This is a genomic window from Enterobacter sp. WP_7_1, assembly GCF_003688535.1.
Classification (GTDB): Bacteria; Pseudomonadota; Gammaproteobacteria; order Enterobacterales; family Enterobacteriaceae; genus Enterobacter; species Enterobacter asburiae.
On the sequence record NZ_REFK01000001.1, the window covers coordinates 1,083,659 to 1,100,691 of the forward strand.

The window sequence follows — 17,033 nt, forward strand, 5'->3', positions numbered from 1 at the left end:
CTCTTTTCTGGTTAAAGTGCGCCATATTATAAAAACAAAACGGGGTAAAAAGCTATTTGCGCAAGGGAATATTCCGTTGCGCAAATCGATTAAAGGAGCGTGTTAATACCGGCAATGAGGCGTTGCACCCCTTGTTCAAGCTTGCTGCGCGGACAGCCGGCGTTCAGGCGAACAAAACCGTTTCCCTCTTTGCCGTAGGTATATCCCGGCATGATGGCGACTTTTTGCTGCTCGATCAGCACTTTTTGCAGCGCCCGATCGTCAATGTTCAGCGGGCGCAGATCAATCCAGGCCAGATAGGTCGCTTCGGGCGGCTGCCAGTTCAGCTTCGGAAAGGTGCGGTTTACTTCCCTTGCGATATACAACAGATTCTCTTCCAGATAACCCCGCAAGGCATCCAGCCACGGCGCTCCCTGCTGATAGGCGGCGATATGCGCCGTTAGCGCCAGCACGGAAGGGGAAGAGAGCCCGTCCCGGCCTTTTAGCGCGCTGAGATAACCGTTACGGCTCGCTTCATCGCCAATCAGGCCGTAAGCGCCCGTTAGCGCCGGAATATTAAAGCTTTTCGAGCCGGAGGTGAGAAGCGCCCATTTGCCGCGCGCCACCGCGCTCCACGGCGTGTGACGATGCTCTCCCCACACCATATCCATATGGATTTCATCGCTGATAACCGCCACGTCATAGCGTGCGCACAGTTCAGCCATCTGCGTCAGCTCATCCCGCGTCCAGACCTTGCCGGTTGGGTTTTGCGGGCTGCACAGCAGTAAAATCTTGTTTTCAGGTTTCGCCAGCGCCGCTTCCAGCGCCGCCATATTTCCCTGCCAGCCTGCGGCATGCTTTTCCATCTCCACGGGCACCACATGACGCGCATTCCCTTCAATAGCTTTGTAAAACGCGTCGTATGCCGGGGTGTGAACCACCACGCCGTCGCCGGGGTGTGACCAGAGACGAATCAGCTCTGACACCATGTAGATAACGGAAGGACCATAAACGACGGTTTCCGTATCAATCGTGCTGTTAAAGCGCTGCTGGAACCAGTGCGCGACGGCAGCGAGAAACTCATCGTTCTTCCAGCGGCTGTAGCCCAGCACGCCATGATTAATGCGCTGATGCAGCGCGTCGGTAATGCAGGGCGCGGTGGCGAAATCCATATCCGAGATGGTGAAGGGCAGCAGGTCGGCCGCGCCAAAGCGGTCGGCGACGTAGTCCCACTGCGTACACCAGGTGCCGTGTCGATCCACGACGGTAGAGAAATCAAACATGACGTTAATCCTTAAAGTAAAACCCCCTCATGAGAGGGGGCTGAGGCATCAGGCTTCTACTGTTCGCATCAGGGTAGCCAGCTCATCCTTCACCGACTGGACCTGCGGGCCGATGACCACCTGCAAATTGTGCTGATTTAACTGTACCACGCCGATGGCCCGGTTGGCTTTCAGGGCGTTGGTATCCACTTTTGACATATCCGCCACCGACAGACGCAGGCGGGTAATACAGTTGTCCAGAGAGGTGATGTTATCCGCACCGCCCAGCGCCGCCAGAATGGCCGGTGTGTTGTAGCCAGATTTGCCCACGGTCCCGGCAACCGCCTGTTCAACGCTGCTTGCCGTATCGGTATCGCGGCCAGGCGTTTTCAGGTTAAAGCGGGTGATGGCGAAGCGGAAGATGCCGTAGTACACCGCGAACCAGATAGCCGCCACGACCGGCACCAGGTACCACTTGGTGGACAGGCCGTGCAGGATGCCGAACACCACGAAGTCGATCACGTTGCCGTCGGTGTTGCCGATGGTAACGCCCAGCACCGCCATCACGGTAAAGCCCAGACCGGTCAGCACCGCGTGGATGAGGTACAGCACCGGTGCGACGAACAGGAACAGGAATTCGATTGGCTCGGTGGTACCGCCCACGACGCACGCGATCACGCCGGAAATGAGCAGGCCTTTAATTTTATGACGATTTTCCGGGCGCGCGCAGTGGTACATCGCCAGCGCGGCACCCGGCAGGCCGCCGAGGAACGCAGGCATTTTACCCTGGGACAGGAAGCGGGTGGCGCTTTCGGAGAAGCCGTGGGTGGTCGGGCAGCTCAGCTGCGCCTGGAAGATGGTCAGCGCGCCGCTCACGTCGTGACCGCACACCTCCATCGTACCGCCCGCTTCGGTGAAGCGAATCAGGGCCACCAGAATATGCTGCAGGCCAAATGGCAGAAGCAGACGCTCGCCGGTGCCGAAGATCATCGGACCGAAATCTCCCGCGCCGTTGATGATGCGGCCAATACCGTTGATGCCCATCGCGAAGACCGGCCAGATCAGCGGAATGATTAAACCGAACAGACCCATCACGACCAGGGTAACAATCGGCACAAAGCGGGTACCGCCGAAGAAGGCCAGGGCATCCGGCAGGCGGATATTGTGGAAGCGCTCGTGCAGCATCCAGATAATCACACCCGCGATCACTGCCCCGAGGATCCCGGTATCAATAGACTGGATACCGATCACGCTCTGAATGTTGTTGGCTTTCAGCACGGCGGCGTCGGTGGTCGGCAGAATGCCTTTCGCGGTCAGCCAGAAATTAACCGCCAGGTTCATCACGGCGTAGCCCACAAAACCGGCAAACGCCGCGACGCCTTTATTTTCGCGCGCCAGGCCCAGAGGGATGGCGAGGCAGAACATGACGGGCAGGAAGCTAAACGCAAAGGAGCCGACTTTACTCATCCAGATAAAGATCGCCTGCAGCACCGGGGTACCGAGGAACGGGATCAGCGTGATGACGTCTTTACTGCTCAGCGAGCTGCCGATCCCGAGCATGATCCCGCAGAACGAGAGGAGTGCCACAGGCAGCATAAAGGTTTTACCCAGTTGCTGGAAAAATTCCCACAGCGATATTTTTTGTGCTGCTTTCGCCGTCATAAAACGACTCCTTTATTGTTAAAATCAGTTTGTCTGCTTCAATGCTGCGAGAAGATAAAACGTTTTATCAAAGTTTAGTGCGCGCTAAATCACATTCTCAGGCTTTGACTGGTAGTATAAAGATAACGTATTGATAAAACGTTTTACCGATCTCATTTCAGGGAGTCACGCCAACACATGGCTGTAGCGAAAAAAATCACCATCAACGATGTTGCGCTGGCGGCGGGCGTTTCCGTCAGCACCGTTTCTCTGGTGCTGAGCGGAAAAGGGCGCATCTCTCCTGCGACCGGTCAGCGGGTGAACGAGGCGGTTGAGCAGCTGGGTTTTGTGCGTAACCGTCAGGCGTCGGCGCTGCGCGGCGGGCAAAGCGGAGTGATTGGCCTGATTGTTCGCGACCTGACGTCACCTTTCTATGCGGAGCTGACCGCCGGGTTAACCGAAGCGCTTGAAGCGCAGGGGCGGATGGTCTTTCTTCTGCACGGCGGTCGCGAGGCCGATCAGCTTCTCTCCCGGCTCGATATGCTGCTGAACCAGGGTGTTGACGGGGTGATCGTCGCCGGAGCGTCTGGCGTGGGCAGCGAGCTGTGCGAGCGCGCCGCCGAAAAAGGCGTGCCGCTGGTGTTTGCTTCGCGCGCCAGCTACCTGGACGAGGCCGATACGCTTCGCCCGGATAACATGCAGGCCGCACAAATGTTGACCGAGCATCTGATTCGTCGCGGGCATCAGCGCATTGCCTGGCTGGGTGGGAAAAGCTCGTCCCTGACGCGCGCCGAGCGGGTCGGCGGCTACTGCGCGACGCTAATAAAATACGGCCTGCCGTTCCACAGCGAATGGGTCGTCGAGTGTGAATCCAGCCAGAAGAAAGCGGCGGAAGCGATAGGCGCGCTGCTGCGCAGCAGTCCGACGATCAGCGCCGTGATTTGCTACAACGATGTGATTGCCATGGGCGCCTGGTTTGGCCTGATCCGCGCCGGGCGTCAGAGCGGCGAGGGCGGGGTGGAAACCTTCTTCGGCCACCAGGTGGCGCTCGGGGCGTTCGCCGACGTCGGTGAAAATGCGCTAGACGATCTGCCGATCGTCTGGGCTACCACCCCTGCGCGGGAGATGGGCTACACGCTGGCGGACAGGATCATGCAGCGCATCGACAATACGGATGTGCAGGCCGGGCACCAGATTGTGGCGGCGCGGCTGGTGACGGTGAAATGATATCAGGTGGGCTGCGTTAGCGGATTGAGCAACAGTTCGGCTTCCAGCGCTTCCACAAACTTTCGTACTTTTGCCGGGATCAGCCGGGAGGTCGGGTAAACCGCCCAAACGGCCAGCGATTCCGGCTGAGCGTCCTCCAGGACGATCCGCACGAGTTTACCCTCTCTGAACGCCGACTCTACGTACCAGCGGGATAAATTGGCGATCCCCAACCCTCCCAGGCAGGCTTCGAAAATTGCCTCAATAGAGTTCGCGGTGAATCGGCCCGACACCTTTTGTTTGTAGCGCTGTTCGCCCTGTTCGAATGACCAGTGGACGGTATCTGACGTGGTCAGACAGCTGTGTCCCGCCAGATCGTTAAACGATTTTGGATAGCCATTCGCGGCAAGATACGCCGCGCTGGCGCAGAGATCGCGAGGGTTGTGACACAGGCGATGGGCAACCAGCCGGTTATCGCGCAGCGGCGCAATGCGTAACGCCACGTCTATGCCTTTTCCGACAATATCAACCTGTTCGTCGGTGGCGAGTAAATCGACCTGCAGGGCGGGATGTTGCTGCATGAACCGGGTCAGCATGGGAGCAACGATCTTACGGCCAAACCCCGCTGAGGCGGTAATGCGCAGACGTCCGGAAAGATGCGTCCCCTCGGGAAACAGATCGGCCAGCGCGTTATTTTTATCTTCCAGCAACGCCTGCGCATGGGGCAAAAAAACGGCCCCGTCGCTGGTGGGTGAGAGGGAACGCGTGGTGCGGTGCACCAGCCTGACCCCCAGTTCAGCCTCAAGATTATTAAGAGACCGTGATGCCGCCATGGCGCTCACAGAGAGCCGACGCGCGGCGCCCGCCAGGCTACCCGCCTTGACGGCTTCGACAAACACTTCAACGTCTTCCAGCTTCATTGTATCGATTTTCGTTACGCTGACTTATCAAAGTACATATCTACATTATTTATCGTTACGCTGCCATAGTCTCTTCACAACCTGAAAAATATCAATCTGGAGTGAAGATGAAAAAGTTGAAAACGGTTCTGGCGCTCAGCGGCCTGCTCCTGGCAAGCACATCGTGGGCAGATGCCCCGGCGCAGGTGAAACAGCAGGTGCCGGGCTATTATCGTCTGGCAGTCGGGGAATATGAGGTGACGGCGCTGTTCGACGGCTATAACGATCTTTCGCCTGCCTTACTACACGGGCTCTCAGGGGACAAGGTTCGCGAACTGCTGGCTCAACACAAAATTGATGCCGAACGCATGCCTACCGCCTTTAACGCCTTTCTGGTGAATACCGGTAAACACCTGGTCATGATTGACAGCGGGGGTGGCCACTGCATGGCGGAAACGGCCGGCCAGCTGGTCAGCAATATGAACGCATCAGGGTATCGTCCCGAGCAGGTTGATACCATTTTCCTGACCCACCTGCATCTTGACCACGTGTGCGGCCTGAGCGATGCGGAGGGCAAGGCGTTGTTCCCCAATGCCACCGTCTATGTACCGCAGGGGGAGGCCGACTACTGGCTTGACCCCGCAAAAGAAGCGAGCGCACCGGCTAATGCGAAGGAGTATTTCGCTATCGCCAGGCATGCGCTGTCCGCGTATAAAGCCGCCGGACACCTTAAAACCTTCGTCCCGCCAGCTTCGCCTGTCCCGGAAGTCCAGACGTCATATGCCATTGGTCATACGCCAGGCAGTACCGTTTATCGCTTCGCGTCGCAGGGGACGGCTATAAACTTCATTGGGGATTTGATTCATGCTCCTGCCGTCCAGTTCCCGCACCCTGAAGTGTCTATTCGCTTTGATGTCGATCCGAAAAAAGCCATCTCAACCAGGGCGCAGGAGTTTAACGCGCTGGCAAAAGACGGTGAGTGGATGGCCGCAGCGCATCTGCCTTTCCCTGGTATCGGGCATATCACTTCCGGGCAGCAGGGCTATAGCTGGAATCCTGTCAATTACGGTCCTTATCAACGTGCGGCCAATGTGCCTCTGCTGAAATAAAGTGAGGTGACGAGCATGAAAAGTTACACCGTAACGGAGAACGGTATCCGACAGTTCGTCGTAGAAGAGGGTGAAGGCGCACCGGTTATTCTTCTGCATGGTTTTCCAGAAACAAACTATGCCTGGCGCTACCAGATACCCGTTTTGTCCCGACACTATCGTGTGATTGCGCCAGATTTACGCGGGTATGGCGAAACGGATAAACCTGCTTCTGGCTATGATAAGCGCAACATGGCGCGGGACATCCGGGAACTAATGCGTGTGCTGGGTTTACAGAAAGTGGTGCTGGTGGGGCACGATCGCGGGGCGCGCGTCGCGACGCGGTTTGCAAAAGATTACCCTGAGCTGGTGGATCGACTGGTGGTGATGGATAACGTGCCAACGCGTATTGTGGCGCGCGATCTGAATGCGTCGATTGCGCGTGCGTACTGGTTCTTCCTGTTTCATCTTGTGCCAGACCTGCCGGAAGCGCTGATTGCGGGTCGGGAGCATATCTGGCTACGCCACTTTTTCTCGGACTGGACCTTCAATCCGTCGACCATTAGCGGCGAGTCGTTTGACACCTATGTTCGGGCGTATCAGGCGCCGGGCGCCGTGCGCGGCGCGATGGCTGACTATCGCGCCAACGCAGAGGATGTGGCGCAGGATATGGCTGACGCTGAGGTGAAAATCACCTGCCCGGTAATGTCGCTGTGGGGTAATGATTTTCATGCGGTCGGCAAACTTTTCGATATGGAAAGCGTCTGGGCCGAAATGGCGGAAAACCTGCGGGCGGAGGGTATTGATGAGTGCGGCCATCTGCCGCAGGAGGAGCAGCCAGAGAAAGTGAACGCGCTTCTGCTGGATTTCCTGGCTGGATGGAAAAGCTAGCGGGCAATAAAAAACCCCTCATACGAGGGGTTTTGACGTTTACTGCTGCGGTGCCGCCGGTTCGGCCGGTGCTGCCGGTTCCGGCATCCCCAGCGTCGGCATACCAAACATGCCGACGAAGTCTTCCAGCGGCATCTTGTCGCCGTTGAGCGTGACCTGGCCGTTGGCGTACTGCAGGCTGGTGGAAATCGTGTTGTTTTCCACTTTAGTGATGCGGAACATCTGGCCCATGGCCGCCAGGCCTTTCACCTGCTGGTTCGCCAGCTTGCCGGCGTCTTCATCGCCGTAGCCTTCCAGCTTCGCAATCTGGGTCATAAACTCGGTCGCCATATCCATCGGGATGGTCAGCTTGCTGTCGAGCGACTTCACGCTGCGATCCACTTCCTGCGCCAGCGTCTGCGGGTCACCCGTTGCGGTTGCCGGATCTTTCAGGAACAGAGACAGGTTGAAGCTGGTTTCGCCTTTGCTGTTTTTCCAGCTCAGCGGCGCAACGGTGACCACCGGCTCGCCTTTCAGCAGGACAGGCAGGTTGTTGAACAGTACCGCCATCGCCTGCTGCTGATATACCTCAGGGTTCTGCTGCAGCGCGGCATCGGTCAGCAGCGCCTGGCTCTCTTTGCTGTATTTCTGGCTAAACTCGTGCCACGCCTGGCCGTCGATATTGCCGATCTTCAGTGACAGTTTGCCGGTGCCCAGATCCTGATTCTGCACCTTCAGGCTCTTCAGCGTGTAATCCAGCTGCGTGTTAATGCTTTTACCGTCTTTGGAAACGTCGGATTTGCCGTTGATGTCCATACCTTCCAGCACGGCCATCTCTTTTCCTTCAACCGCAATGGCAACCTTGTCGAGAGACAGTTTTTGATCGCCGATACGCTCCTGGAAATCGGTCATTCGGCTGTTGCCGTCGGCTTTCAGGTTGTTGAAGGTTAGCTGAACTTTTTGGTTATATTCGTTCACGGCATTGACCAGGCCGCTTTCCGCTTCACCCGTCAGGGAGAACACGTTTCCGTCGCGGTCAGCGTCCAGTTTGAAGTGACCGCCGCTGAAGGCGACTTTCTCATTCTCTTTCTCGTAGTTCAGCGCTTTCAGGGCAATATCGGAACTTGTGTCACCGGCATAGCTAATTCGGGTATTAATGTCGAAAGGCGACTCATTCTTCGCCAGGTCAAACAGCGGTTTGGTGACGTCGTTATTCACCAGCACGGTATGAACAGAAGCCATCGACGGGATCAGGTTAAAGGACTTCAGCTGCGCCAGCGGCAGCGGGCCGTGGCTCACCACCTCGTCCAGCACCACGCTCTGGCCCGGTTTCAGCCAGCCGTTTTCAGCACCGGCAACCGGCTTCACCACCAGCTGCATACGGCTGGTAAACACGCCGCGATGATAATTCTGGTAGCTCAGCTCAAGGCCCGCCTCCGGCGCGCTGCGCTTAATCTCTCCGTTAGCCTGCGCCACCATCTCAGCCAGACGGCCTTCCAGCTGTTTCCCGGTAAACCAGGAGGCACCCGTCCAGACCACGCCTAACGCTACAATCACTCCAACCGCTACGACCGATTTTTTCATTGCGACTATCCCTAAAATGAAACCAGGCGGTAAAAACCGCCTGGAGATATTAAGCCTGCAACTAGCTTAGCAAGAGTTGTTAAAAAATTCAGTAAGTGCTTAAAGCTTATTGAAAACGCGCGCCAGACGACCGGTGCCGTTTACGCTGACCGGAGATTCATTGGCTGCAACGAATGCTGACTCACCGGGATTAAGCACCAGACGCTGTTCGCCTTTGCGCAGCGTCGCTTCGCCCTCCACGCAGAACAGAATCGCCGCGCTTTCCTGCGCGATGGCGGTTTCGGCCTGGCTCAGGTCGTGCAGGGAGAAGGCAAAATCCTCAACCGGAATCGGGAAGTCCAGCTCTGCGCCGTTTTTCACCGGCTGAGTCAGCAGCTCCACGGCAGGTTTCGCCACGAACTTCACGTTGGCAACCAGCTCAGGAATATCGATGTATTTCGGCGTCAGGCCCGCGCGCAGCACATTATCGGAGTTGGCCATCACCTCCAGCGCCACGCCCTGCAGGTAGGCGTGCGGGGTTTCGGCAAACAGGAACATCGCTTCGCCCGGGTTCAGCTTCACCACGTTCAGCAGCAGAGGGGAGAACAGGCCGCTGTCGTCCGGGTAGAATTCGGAGATCAGACGGATAGTCTCCCACGGTTCACCCTGCTGGCTGCCCAGAGCCGCTTTCAGCACCGCCAGCGCGTGAGATTTCTCTTCACCCTGCATATTCAGCAGGCTGGCAAACAGCTGGCTCAGCGCGTCAGCGTTCGGGTTTTCAAGGAAGTGGGCGATAGCCTTGTGGGCACCCGCGACCGGTTGCAGCAGGGAAACGATCTCTGAAAACTCGCGGAACGCGTTCATCGCCAGGAACGGGGTCAGCGCAAAGACCAGCTCCGGCTTGTGGTTAGGATCTTTGTAGTTACGCTCGGCTGCGTCTAACGGAATACCCGCCGCGTTCTCTTTCGCAAAGCCGATTTCAGAGGCTTTCTTGTTCGGGTGAACCTGAATGGAGAGCGGCTGGTCGGCGCACAGCACCTTAAACAGGAACGGCAGTTCGCCGAAGCGCTGAGCCACCTTGTCGCCCAGCAGCGCGGCTTTATCGGCATCAATCACGTCACGCAGGCTGCGTACCTGGCCGCTGGCGTCTTCAATTTTTGAGCTGCTCTTCGGGTGCGCACCCATCCACAGTTCTGCCATCGGCAGGTTGTTCGGGTTCGCGATACCGTAGAGATCCGTTAACGCAGTTTTACTTCCCCAGGCGTAGTTTTGCACTGAGTTAATGAGTTTTTGCATTATCAAGCCCTGATTCAATTATGGAATTAACTCCGGGTATTAAAGCAATAAACCTCATGGAAGTAACCTGTGGATGTAAAAAGTCGTACTAGTCTCAGTTTTTGTTAAAAAATTGTGTAGGATAAGCTGACTCGCTTTTAAGCCGGGCAGCGGAACATCTGCCCTGAATAAACAGACCGAAGCAGTAAGTGAGAGACCAATGTCGAATAAACCCTTCCATTATCAGGATCCTTTCCCCCTTAGTAAGGATCGGACCGAGTATTACCTGTTAACCCGCGATCACGTCTCCGTCTCTGAGTTTGAAGGACAAGAGATCCTCAAGGTCGATCCGCAGGCGCTGACGCTGCTGGCGCAGCACGCTTTCCACGACGCTTCGTTTATGCTCCGCCCAGCGCACCAGCAGCAGGTTGCCGATATCCTGAGCGACCCGCAGGCCAGCGAAAACGATAAATACGTTGCCCTGCAGTTCCTGCGTAACTCAGACATCGCCGCGAAAGGTGTTCTGCCTACCTGTCAGGACACCGGCACGGCGATCATCGTCGGTAAAAAAGGCCAGCGCGTCTGGACCGGCGGCGGTGACGAAGCGGCCCTGGCGCACGGCGTCTACAACACCTACACCGAAGACAATCTGCGCTACTCGCAAAACGCGGCGCTGGATATGTACAAAGAGGTCAACACCGGCACCAACCTGCCTGCACAGATCGATCTCTACAGCGTCGACGGTGACGAGTACAAATTCCTCTGTATCGCCAAGGGCGGCGGTTCGGCCAACAAAACCTACCTCTACCAGGAAACCAAGGCGCTGCTCACCCCGGGCAAGCTGAAGAACTACCTGGTTGAGAAGATGCGCACCCTCGGCACCGCGGCGTGCCCGCCGTACCATATCGCGTTTGTGATCGGCGGTACGTCGGCGGAGAGTACGCTGAAAACCGTCAAGCTGGCCTCAACCAAATACTACGACGGCCTGCCTACCGAAGGTAACGAGCACGGCCAGGCGTTCCGCGACGTACAGCTTGAGCAGGAACTGCTGGAAGAAGCTCGCAATCTGGGCCTCGGCGCGCAGTTTGGCGGCAAATACTTTGCCCACGACGTGCGCGTGATACGTCTGCCGCGTCACGGTGCCTCCTGTCCGGTCGGGATGGGCGTGTCCTGCTCTGCGGATCGCAACATCAAGGCGAAGATCAACCGTGAAGGCGTGTGGATCGAAAAACTGGAAAACAACCCGGGCAAATACATCCCGGAAGAGCTGCGTAAAGCGGGTGAGGGTGAAGCGGTTCGCGTCGACCTGAACCGTCCGATGAAAGAGATTCTGGCGCAGCTTTCGCAGTATCCGGTCTCGACCCGTCTCTCGCTGAACGGCACGATCATCGTGGGCCGCGACATCGCGCACGCGAAGCTGAAAGAGCGTCTGGACAACGGCGAAGGGCTGCCGCAGTACATTAAAGATCATCCGATCTACTACGCAGGCCCGGCAAAAACGCCTGAAGGCTACGCGTCCGGCTCGTTAGGCCCAACCACCGCAGGGCGTATGGACTCGTACGTTGACCAGCTGCAGGCCAACGGCGGCAGCATGATCATGCTGGCGAAAGGCAACCGCAGCCAGCAGGTGACGGATGCCTGCCACAAGCACGGCGGCTTCTACCTCGGCAGCATCGGCGGCCCGGCAGCGGTTCTGGCGCAGGGCAGCATTAAGAGCCTGGAGTGCGTGGAATACCCGGAACTGGGTATGGAAGCGATCTGGAAAATTGAAGTGGAAGACTTCCCGGCGTTTATCCTGGTGGATGACAAAGGCAACGACTTCTTCAAGCAGATCCAGTCGTCCCAGTGTTCGGCGTGCGTGAAGTAATTCTGTAAATTGTCGGGTGGCGCCAGCGCCACCCGACACCAATAAGAGCGCACAAAGCGCCATATCGTTTCTCAGAAGTCATCAATACTTATCCCTTAAGCATGTGAGCAATCCCTCTTTTGTTATCAAGGAGAAAGTAATGACCACGGTACGCCATGAGAAAGATTCGATGGGCGCCATCGACGTCCCGGCTGACAAGCTCTGGGGCGCGCAAACCCAGCGTTCGCTGGAGCATTTCCGTATTTCGACCGAAAAAATGCCCGTCTCGCTGATTCAGGCGCTGGCGCTCACCAAACGCGCCGCCGCGAAAGTGAACCAGGATTTAGGCCTGCTGACGGCGGACAAAGCGACCGCCATCATCAACGCCGCCGACGAAGTGCTGGCGGGTAAGCATCCCGATGAATTCCCCCTCGCCATCTGGCAGACCGGTTCCGGCACCCAGAGCAACATGAACATGAACGAAGTGCTGGCGAACCGGGCCAGCGAACTGCTGGGCGGCGTGCGCGGCATGGAGCGTAAGGTCCATCCGAACGATGACGTCAACAAAAGCCAGAGTTCTAACGACGTTTTCCCGACGGCGATGCACGTGGCGGCGGTGATTGCTATCCGCGAGCAGCTTATTCCGCAGCTCAACGTGCTGAAAGCCACGCTCAACGAGAAAGCGCAGGCCTTCCGCGACATCGTCAAAATTGGCCGTACGCACCTGCAGGACGCCACGCCGCTGACGCTCGGCCAGGAGATTTCCGGCTGGGTGGCGATGCTGGAACATAACCTGAAGCATATTGAGTACAGCCTGCCGCACCTGGCGGAGCTGGCGCTCGGCGGAACGGCGGTCGGGACCGGGTTAAACACCCATCCAGAATACGCGGTGCGCGTGGCGGAGGAACTGGCAAACATCACCGGGCAGCCGTTCGTCACGGCGCCCAATAAGTTTGAAGCGCTGGCGACCTGCGATGCGCTGGTCCACACCCACGGCGCGCTGAAAGGGCTGGCGGCCTCGCTGATGAAAATCGCCAACGACGTGCGCTGGCTGGCCTCGGGTCCGCGCTGCGGCATCGGTGAAATCAGCATTCCGGAAAACGAGCCGGGCAGCTCCATCATGCCGGGTAAAGTGAACCCGACCCAGTGCGAAGCCATGACCATGCTCTGCTGTCAGGTGTTGGGCAACGACGTGGCCGTCAACCTGGGCGGTGCGTCCGGCAACTTCGAGCTGAACGTCTATCGCCCGATGGTGATCCACAACGTTCTGCAATCAATTCGTCTGCTGGCGGACGGAATGGAGAGCTTTAACGAGCACTGTGCGGTAGGCATTGAGCCGAATCGCGAGCGTATCAGCCAGTTGCTCAATGAATCCCTGATGCTGGTGACGGCGTTGAATACCCATATCGGCTACGACAAAGCCGCCGAGATCGCTAAAAAAGCGCATAAAGAGGGGCTGACGCTGAAAGCCTCCGCCCTGGCGCTGGGCTATCTCACGGAGGCAGAGTTCGACGCCTGGGTTCGTCCGGAAGCGATGGTCGGCAGCCTGAAATAATCATCCCGCCACGTACAGGTGCAGCCGCGGAATAATCAGCTGTAGCGGCTGCGCCTGAGGTCTGTAACGGTGCTGGACATTGTCCGCATCGTAATTCAAAAGCTCACCAATATCCGGCACGATGCCCCCCCGATCGGCATCATAAAGCGCAATCAGCGGCGTAGGGCAGGCATACTGAACCTGTTTTTGCTGGCCGGAATACCAGACGCGGGCGATAGGCTGCACCTTCACCGGGCGCTTTATCTTGAGGCGCGTGTCCGCCGGCAGCGAGGCGATGCTGTGATACTCCTGCTCCAGGCGCTCAATCCACTGCTCACGCGACCACGGCGCGACGGTGCGCGGCGTCTTCAGGCTTTTCTCCAGCTGCGCCAGAATTTCATCCCGGGTGAAGTTTTTAATGATGTGCTTATTCGCCCAGCCGAAGCGCAGCGTGGCGGGGTGACGCAGTACCGTCAGCGTGCGATAGGCGTTCAGGGTAATCAGCCCCGGAAGCTGTCGGTGCACCCATTCAAACCGGGCGGCAGGGGCGAGGCCGGACTCTTCGGTGATGATCTTTTCAAATGCCGCTTTCAGGGTGTTGATATGGGTAATCTGGCTTTCCAGCGCGTCGCGCGTTGTCGCATCGGTTTGCAGGCAGATCACGCCGGGCAGACGCACGGCCGCCTTACTGCTGCGGTTTTCTGACTGCTGCTGGATAAACAGGCGGCGATAGTGCTTCAGCGCCAGCTCAAGGGCGGCGCTGCCGATGTGCTGTTCAACCTCGATGGCGTTCAGCGGGTCGTGCTCGGCCCCTTTAGCCACCTCGGGGAGAGTAAAGACGCGCGCGGCCAGCAGGCGGCAGCTCTGCAAACGTTCGGTCAGGGTCAGGAGCTCGTGTTCTATTTCCCGAAACGTGCTGTTCAGCCGTTCGAGGAGATCGTAGGTCGCCATAAGCATTCTCATTAGTTACAACATACTTATCATATAACACAGCACGCCGGGTCAGGCCAGCGTGCAGTTGAGGTCAGGCAGGGACGGGAAGGGCGATGTTATGGTACACCGGCCAGCTAAAGCAGAAGCGCGCGCCGCCGAGCTCGCTCTCTTCGCAATGCACCGTGCCGCCCATCGCCTGCGCGATAGAGTAGACAATCGCCAGCCCCAGGCCGCATCCGCCAGTGGCGCGATCGCGGCTGGGGTCGAGGCGGACAAATGGTTCAAACACGGTTTCTCGCGCTTCCGGGGCGATCCCCGGCCCGTCATCCTCCACCGTCAGGCTGGCCTGATTGCCCTGCAAATCCAGCCCGATCTGTAGCGTACTTTCGCTGTAGCGCATGGCGTTGTTCATCAGATTGTCCAGCACGCGCTCCATCAGGCGCATATCGAGCGCGCCGTAATCACCCGGCGTGACGCGTGTTAACAGCGTGCGCTGCGGGTTCACGCTCTGAACGTCATCGATGTGGGTTTGCAGCCAGGCGGGAAGGTCCGGCGTGCTGAGGTTCAGCTCGTTTTGCGGGCGATCGAGGCGCGCATAGGTCAGCAGCTCCTCAATCAGCCCTTCAAGCTGGCCGATATCGCGGTTAAGCGCCTGAGACTCCGCTTCCGTCAGATTCTCGCTCATCTCCAGACGATAGCGCAGGCGAACCAGCGGCGTGCGCAGCTCGTGGGCAATCCCGTCGATCAGCTGCTTTTTACTGGCGATTAGGGCATTGATGTTATCGGCCATCTGGTTAAAGGCCACACCCAGACGTTCAAAGCTGGAACCGCTGTCGAAGTGAATGCGTTCGGTAAAATGCCCTTCGCCAAAACGCTGCGCGGCGGATTCCAGTTTCAGCATGTCCTGCCAGTGCGGGCGCATCCAGATAAAGACCGGAAACGCGAGCGAAATGGCGATAAAGGCCATTAGCGCCATGTCCAGCAGACGCATCTGGTGCAGATAATAGAGATAGGGCACCGGCCCGACGGCCAGCACGTAATGGCTGCGCGGAATGCGCTGGATAAAGGTGTATTTCTCATCCAGCGCGACGATGTCCCCGTCGCGCAAGCGCTGCATGGCGGGCGGGTCCAGCTCAAAATCTTTTAACGGCTCGATGCGTAAATCGAACGACAGGTTCAGATCCAGCTCTTTGAGGGTTTTCGCCCAGTCGTGCGGCGGGATCTCTCTCAGCTCGCTGCGCATCAGATAGAGCGAGCTTTTCATCAGATCGTCCAGCGACTGCCTGCCCGCACGTTCGGCGGTGAATTTATAGACCAGCCCGACCAGCATGGTCATGACCAGGAAGCAGACAAACAGCAAAAGATAAAACTGCACAAACAGCTTTTTCATTAAATATCACCGGGAAATCAAGTAATTAACTACTTTGTTTTTACCTTCAGGGGCACTATAGGGGCATTTGTATATCCACCAAAGCGCTGATTCAAAAATGATACCTGATCGCTATCGAGAGCATTTATCCACGCAGAGTATACATGGAAGACCATCTCTGCATTCTCATGACCCATCTGATTCGCTATAAAAGCAGGATTAGCACCTGCCGACAACATCCAGCACGCGTATGTATGACGCAGCTGATAGGGGCGTCTGCGGCGAATGCCCGAACGTCTTACCGTAATATCCCATAGTGACACAATTGAGCTGACTGAATAGTACGCAGCTTGCTTGCCTTTCTGAGGTCGAGGCATAAACACAAAGTGCAGTTTCTGCGTTTCCGTTTTACCGAACTCCCGGTGGTAAAAAGTGATTGGTACCTTAGGGGCACTCCCGGTAAGTTCCTTTTGAGCTCGCAAAGCTTCCAGAGCCGGCTCCAGTAACTTTATCGTCCGGTATCCAGCTTCGGTTTTGGGTGGTCCAAACAAGCCTTCCTGAGTTAGATTGCGCGCAATGTTAGCTTCGCCGGAATTAAGATCGATATCCTCCCAGGCAAGAGCGCAAAGTTCCCCGGGCCGAACGCCGGTGTAAGCAAAAAATTGCCACATGTTTTTCTGCTGAGCCGGAGCAGTCCCTTTCAGCTGCTCAAACTCATGTCTCAGAAGCGGATCTGGTTTAGTTTGCCCTTTGCGAAGCCTTTTTATCCCGACATATGGTTGATATGAAATGACTTTATTTTTAACCGCATAGTCGAGGATTTGTCGCAGGATGGCCAGATAATAATCTACTGTTCTAACGGCACGGCCGGTTTTATTTCTTCTCTTTTCGGGAGCATAGTTAGTCTCGCCAGTCAGTAATTCCTTTCTCCAGCCCAGAATGTCGCTGTTGGTGATGGATGCAACCAGCGTTTCAGGGCCAATTAGTTTTGTTAACGTTCTTACAGCTATCCCATAGCTTCTTGTGGCATTGGGTGAGAGATCGATTTTATGGTTTTCATACCAGGTTGATGCAAGTTCGGCGAACGTCGTAATATTTTTAGATGTATAAAACTTTGCTGCTACCTTTGACTCCGGGAACACGCCCCGGTAGTCAAAAGTGCCCAACTGTATCTCGCTTACAATTTTGGCCCTTAGATTTCCGGCTTTTTTGAGATTCGAAGCACTTACGATCCATCCTTTCAATGTTTCTCGACATCTAACGCCCTGAAACTTGAAACTTATTCGTATCTTATTGTTGTGGATCTCAACACCCGTTGGCATTGCAGCCATTATGCCTCCTTCACAAACCTGTTAATGTTTGGGATGTTGTACCAGACAAGTCCTCGCTCTTCGGAGCTGCTTCCATCCAATGGGATTCTCTTAAAATGAACACCTTCTACCCAGGAGGTTTGGCGATAGCTTTTAATCTGACGATCGGTAAGGCCTGTCTTCTCTTTTAGTTTTGAAGCAACGCCCCATTCTGAATCGTAAATTACCTGCGACATGGTTCACCTCAGGTAACCGGCA

General features: G+C 56.7%; 14 protein-coding genes. 5 read left to right on the forward strand and 9 right to left on the reverse strand.

The window, feature by feature from the left end; translation table 11 throughout:
• Positions 1–89 precede the first annotated feature (89 nt).
• Positions 90–1,262, reverse strand: a complete 1,173-nt coding sequence (locus BJ885_RS05415; protein ID WP_121931345.1) for a MalY/PatB family protein — start codon at positions 1,260–1,262, stop codon at positions 90–92.
• 48 nt (positions 1,263–1,310) lie between these two features.
• Positions 1,311–2,903 (reverse strand): maltose/glucose-specific PTS transporter subunit IIBC, encoded by a 1,593-nt coding sequence (malX, locus tag BJ885_RS05420; protein ID WP_121931346.1) that lies wholly within the window; start codon positions 2,901–2,903, stop codon positions 1,311–1,313.
• A 177-nt stretch (positions 2,904–3,080) separates the two neighbouring features.
• Here malX and BJ885_RS05425 point away from each other — a divergent pair, with 177 nt between their 5' ends.
• Positions 3,081–4,109 carry a Mal regulon transcriptional regulator MalI gene (locus BJ885_RS05425; RefSeq protein WP_023311457.1) on the forward strand — a complete coding sequence of 343 codons (1,029 nt, stop codon included), beginning with the start codon at positions 3,081–3,083 and terminating at the stop codon, positions 4,107–4,109.
• Between the two features lie 2 nt (positions 4,110–4,111).
• Here the strand turns inward: BJ885_RS05425 and BJ885_RS05430 are convergent, their stop codons facing one another.
• Positions 4,112–5,008 carry a LysR family transcriptional regulator gene (locus tag BJ885_RS05430; protein WP_121931347.1) on the reverse strand — a complete coding sequence of 299 codons (897 nt, stop codon included), beginning with the start codon at positions 5,006–5,008 and terminating at the stop codon, positions 4,112–4,114.
• A gap of 107 nt (positions 5,009–5,115) precedes the next feature.
• Between BJ885_RS05430 and BJ885_RS05435 the strand changes: the two genes are divergently transcribed.
• A complete protein-coding gene (locus BJ885_RS05435) occupies positions 5,116–6,096 on the forward strand; it encodes an MBL fold metallo-hydrolase (protein WP_121931348.1) in 981 nt (326 codons plus the stop codon).
• Between the two features lie 15 nt (positions 6,097–6,111).
• Positions 6,112–6,966 (forward strand): alpha/beta fold hydrolase, encoded by an 855-nt coding sequence (locus BJ885_RS05440; RefSeq protein WP_121931349.1) that lies wholly within the window; start codon positions 6,112–6,114, stop codon positions 6,964–6,966.
• Between the two features lie 39 nt (positions 6,967–7,005).
• Here BJ885_RS05440 and BJ885_RS05445 read toward each other — a convergent pair whose 3' ends face one another.
• Both BJ885_RS05445 and manA read right to left on the reverse strand, forming a co-directional pair.
• Positions 7,006–8,529 carry a YdgA family protein gene (locus BJ885_RS05445; protein ID WP_121931350.1) on the reverse strand — a complete coding sequence of 508 codons (1,524 nt, stop codon included), beginning with the start codon at positions 8,527–8,529 and terminating at the stop codon, positions 7,006–7,008.
• A gap of 99 nt (positions 8,530–8,628) precedes the next feature.
• Entirely contained in the window at positions 8,629–9,804 is a 1,176-nt protein-coding gene (gene manA, locus BJ885_RS05450; protein ID WP_121931351.1) for a mannose-6-phosphate isomerase, read from the reverse strand.
• A 199-nt stretch (positions 9,805–10,003) separates the two neighbouring features.
• Between manA and fumA the strand changes: the two genes are divergently transcribed.
• On the forward strand, positions 10,004–11,650 hold the full coding sequence (gene fumA / locus BJ885_RS05455) for a class I fumarate hydratase FumA (protein WP_029740299.1): 1,647 nt from the start codon (positions 10,004–10,006) through the stop codon (positions 11,648–11,650).
• 139 nt (positions 11,651–11,789) lie between these two features.
• Positions 11,790–13,184 carry a class II fumarate hydratase gene (gene fumC, locus BJ885_RS05460; RefSeq protein WP_048976948.1) on the forward strand — a complete coding sequence of 465 codons (1,395 nt, stop codon included), beginning with the start codon at positions 11,790–11,792 and terminating at the stop codon, positions 13,182–13,184.
• Here the strand turns inward: fumC and tus are convergent, their stop codons facing one another.
• The 4 genes from tus to xisR form a co-directional block, all read right to left on the reverse strand.
• The gene (gene tus, locus BJ885_RS05465) at positions 13,185–14,114 is read right to left on the reverse strand and encodes a DNA replication terminus site-binding protein (protein WP_121931352.1); all 930 of its coding nucleotides are present in this window, start codon (positions 14,112–14,114) and stop codon (positions 13,185–13,187) included.
• Positions 14,115–14,187: 73 nt separating this feature from the next.
• Positions 14,188–15,486, reverse strand: coding sequence for a two-component system sensor histidine kinase RstB (gene rstB / locus BJ885_RS05470; protein ID WP_047647993.1), 1,299 nt, complete (start codon positions 15,484–15,486; stop codon positions 14,188–14,190).
• Positions 15,487–15,515: 29 nt separating this feature from the next.
• Entirely contained in the window at positions 15,516–16,796 is a 1,281-nt protein-coding gene (locus BJ885_RS05475) for a site-specific integrase (RefSeq protein WP_052194045.1), read from the reverse strand.
• Positions 16,796–17,011: an excisionase family protein gene (xisR, locus tag BJ885_RS05480; RefSeq protein WP_047647992.1), complete on the reverse strand. Its 216-nt coding sequence runs from the start codon at positions 17,009–17,011 to the stop codon at positions 16,796–16,798. The genes BJ885_RS05475 and xisR overlap by 1 nt, the downstream gene beginning before the upstream one ends.
• Positions 17,012–17,033: the final 22 nt, after the last annotated feature.

Excerpts from the sequence above, each read along its gene's own strand:
- BJ885_RS05440 (WP_121931349.1), top strand. The coding sequence starts at position 6,112 with ATGAAAAGTTACACCGTAACGGAGAACGGTATCCGACAGTTCGTCGTA.
- xisR (WP_047647992.1), bottom strand. The coding sequence starts at position 17,011 with ATGTCGCAGGTAATTTACGATTCAGAATGGGGCGTTGCTTCAAAACTA.
- malX (WP_121931346.1), bottom strand. The coding sequence starts at position 2,903 with ATGACGGCGAAAGCAGCACAAAAAATATCGCTGTGGGAATTTTTCCAG.
- BJ885_RS05425 (WP_023311457.1), top strand. The coding sequence starts at position 3,081 with ATGGCTGTAGCGAAAAAAATCACCATCAACGATGTTGCGCTGGCGGCG.
- BJ885_RS05435 (WP_121931348.1), top strand. The coding sequence starts at position 5,116 with ATGAAAAAGTTGAAAACGGTTCTGGCGCTCAGCGGCCTGCTCCTGGCA.
- BJ885_RS05445 (WP_121931350.1), bottom strand. The coding sequence starts at position 8,529 with ATGAAAAAATCGGTCGTAGCGGTTGGAGTGATTGTAGCGTTAGGCGTG.
- BJ885_RS05430 (WP_121931347.1), bottom strand. The coding sequence starts at position 5,008 with ATGAAGCTGGAAGACGTTGAAGTGTTTGTCGAAGCCGTCAAGGCGGGT.
- fumC (WP_048976948.1), top strand. The coding sequence starts at position 11,790 with ATGACCACGGTACGCCATGAGAAAGATTCGATGGGCGCCATCGACGTC.
- fumA (WP_029740299.1), top strand. The coding sequence starts at position 10,004 with ATGTCGAATAAACCCTTCCATTATCAGGATCCTTTCCCCCTTAGTAAG.
- manA (WP_121931351.1), bottom strand. The coding sequence starts at position 9,804 with ATGCAAAAACTCATTAACTCAGTGCAAAACTACGCCTGGGGAAGTAAA.
- BJ885_RS05415 (WP_121931345.1), bottom strand. The coding sequence starts at position 1,262 with ATGTTTGATTTCTCTACCGTCGTGGATCGACACGGCACCTGGTGTACG.
- rstB (WP_047647993.1), bottom strand. The coding sequence starts at position 15,486 with ATGAAAAAGCTGTTTGTGCAGTTTTATCTTTTGCTGTTTGTCTGCTTC.
- BJ885_RS05475 (WP_052194045.1), bottom strand. The coding sequence starts at position 16,796 with ATGGCTGCAATGCCAACGGGTGTTGAGATCCACAACAATAAGATACGA.
- tus (WP_121931352.1), bottom strand. The coding sequence starts at position 14,114 with ATGGCGACCTACGATCTCCTCGAACGGCTGAACAGCACGTTTCGGGAA.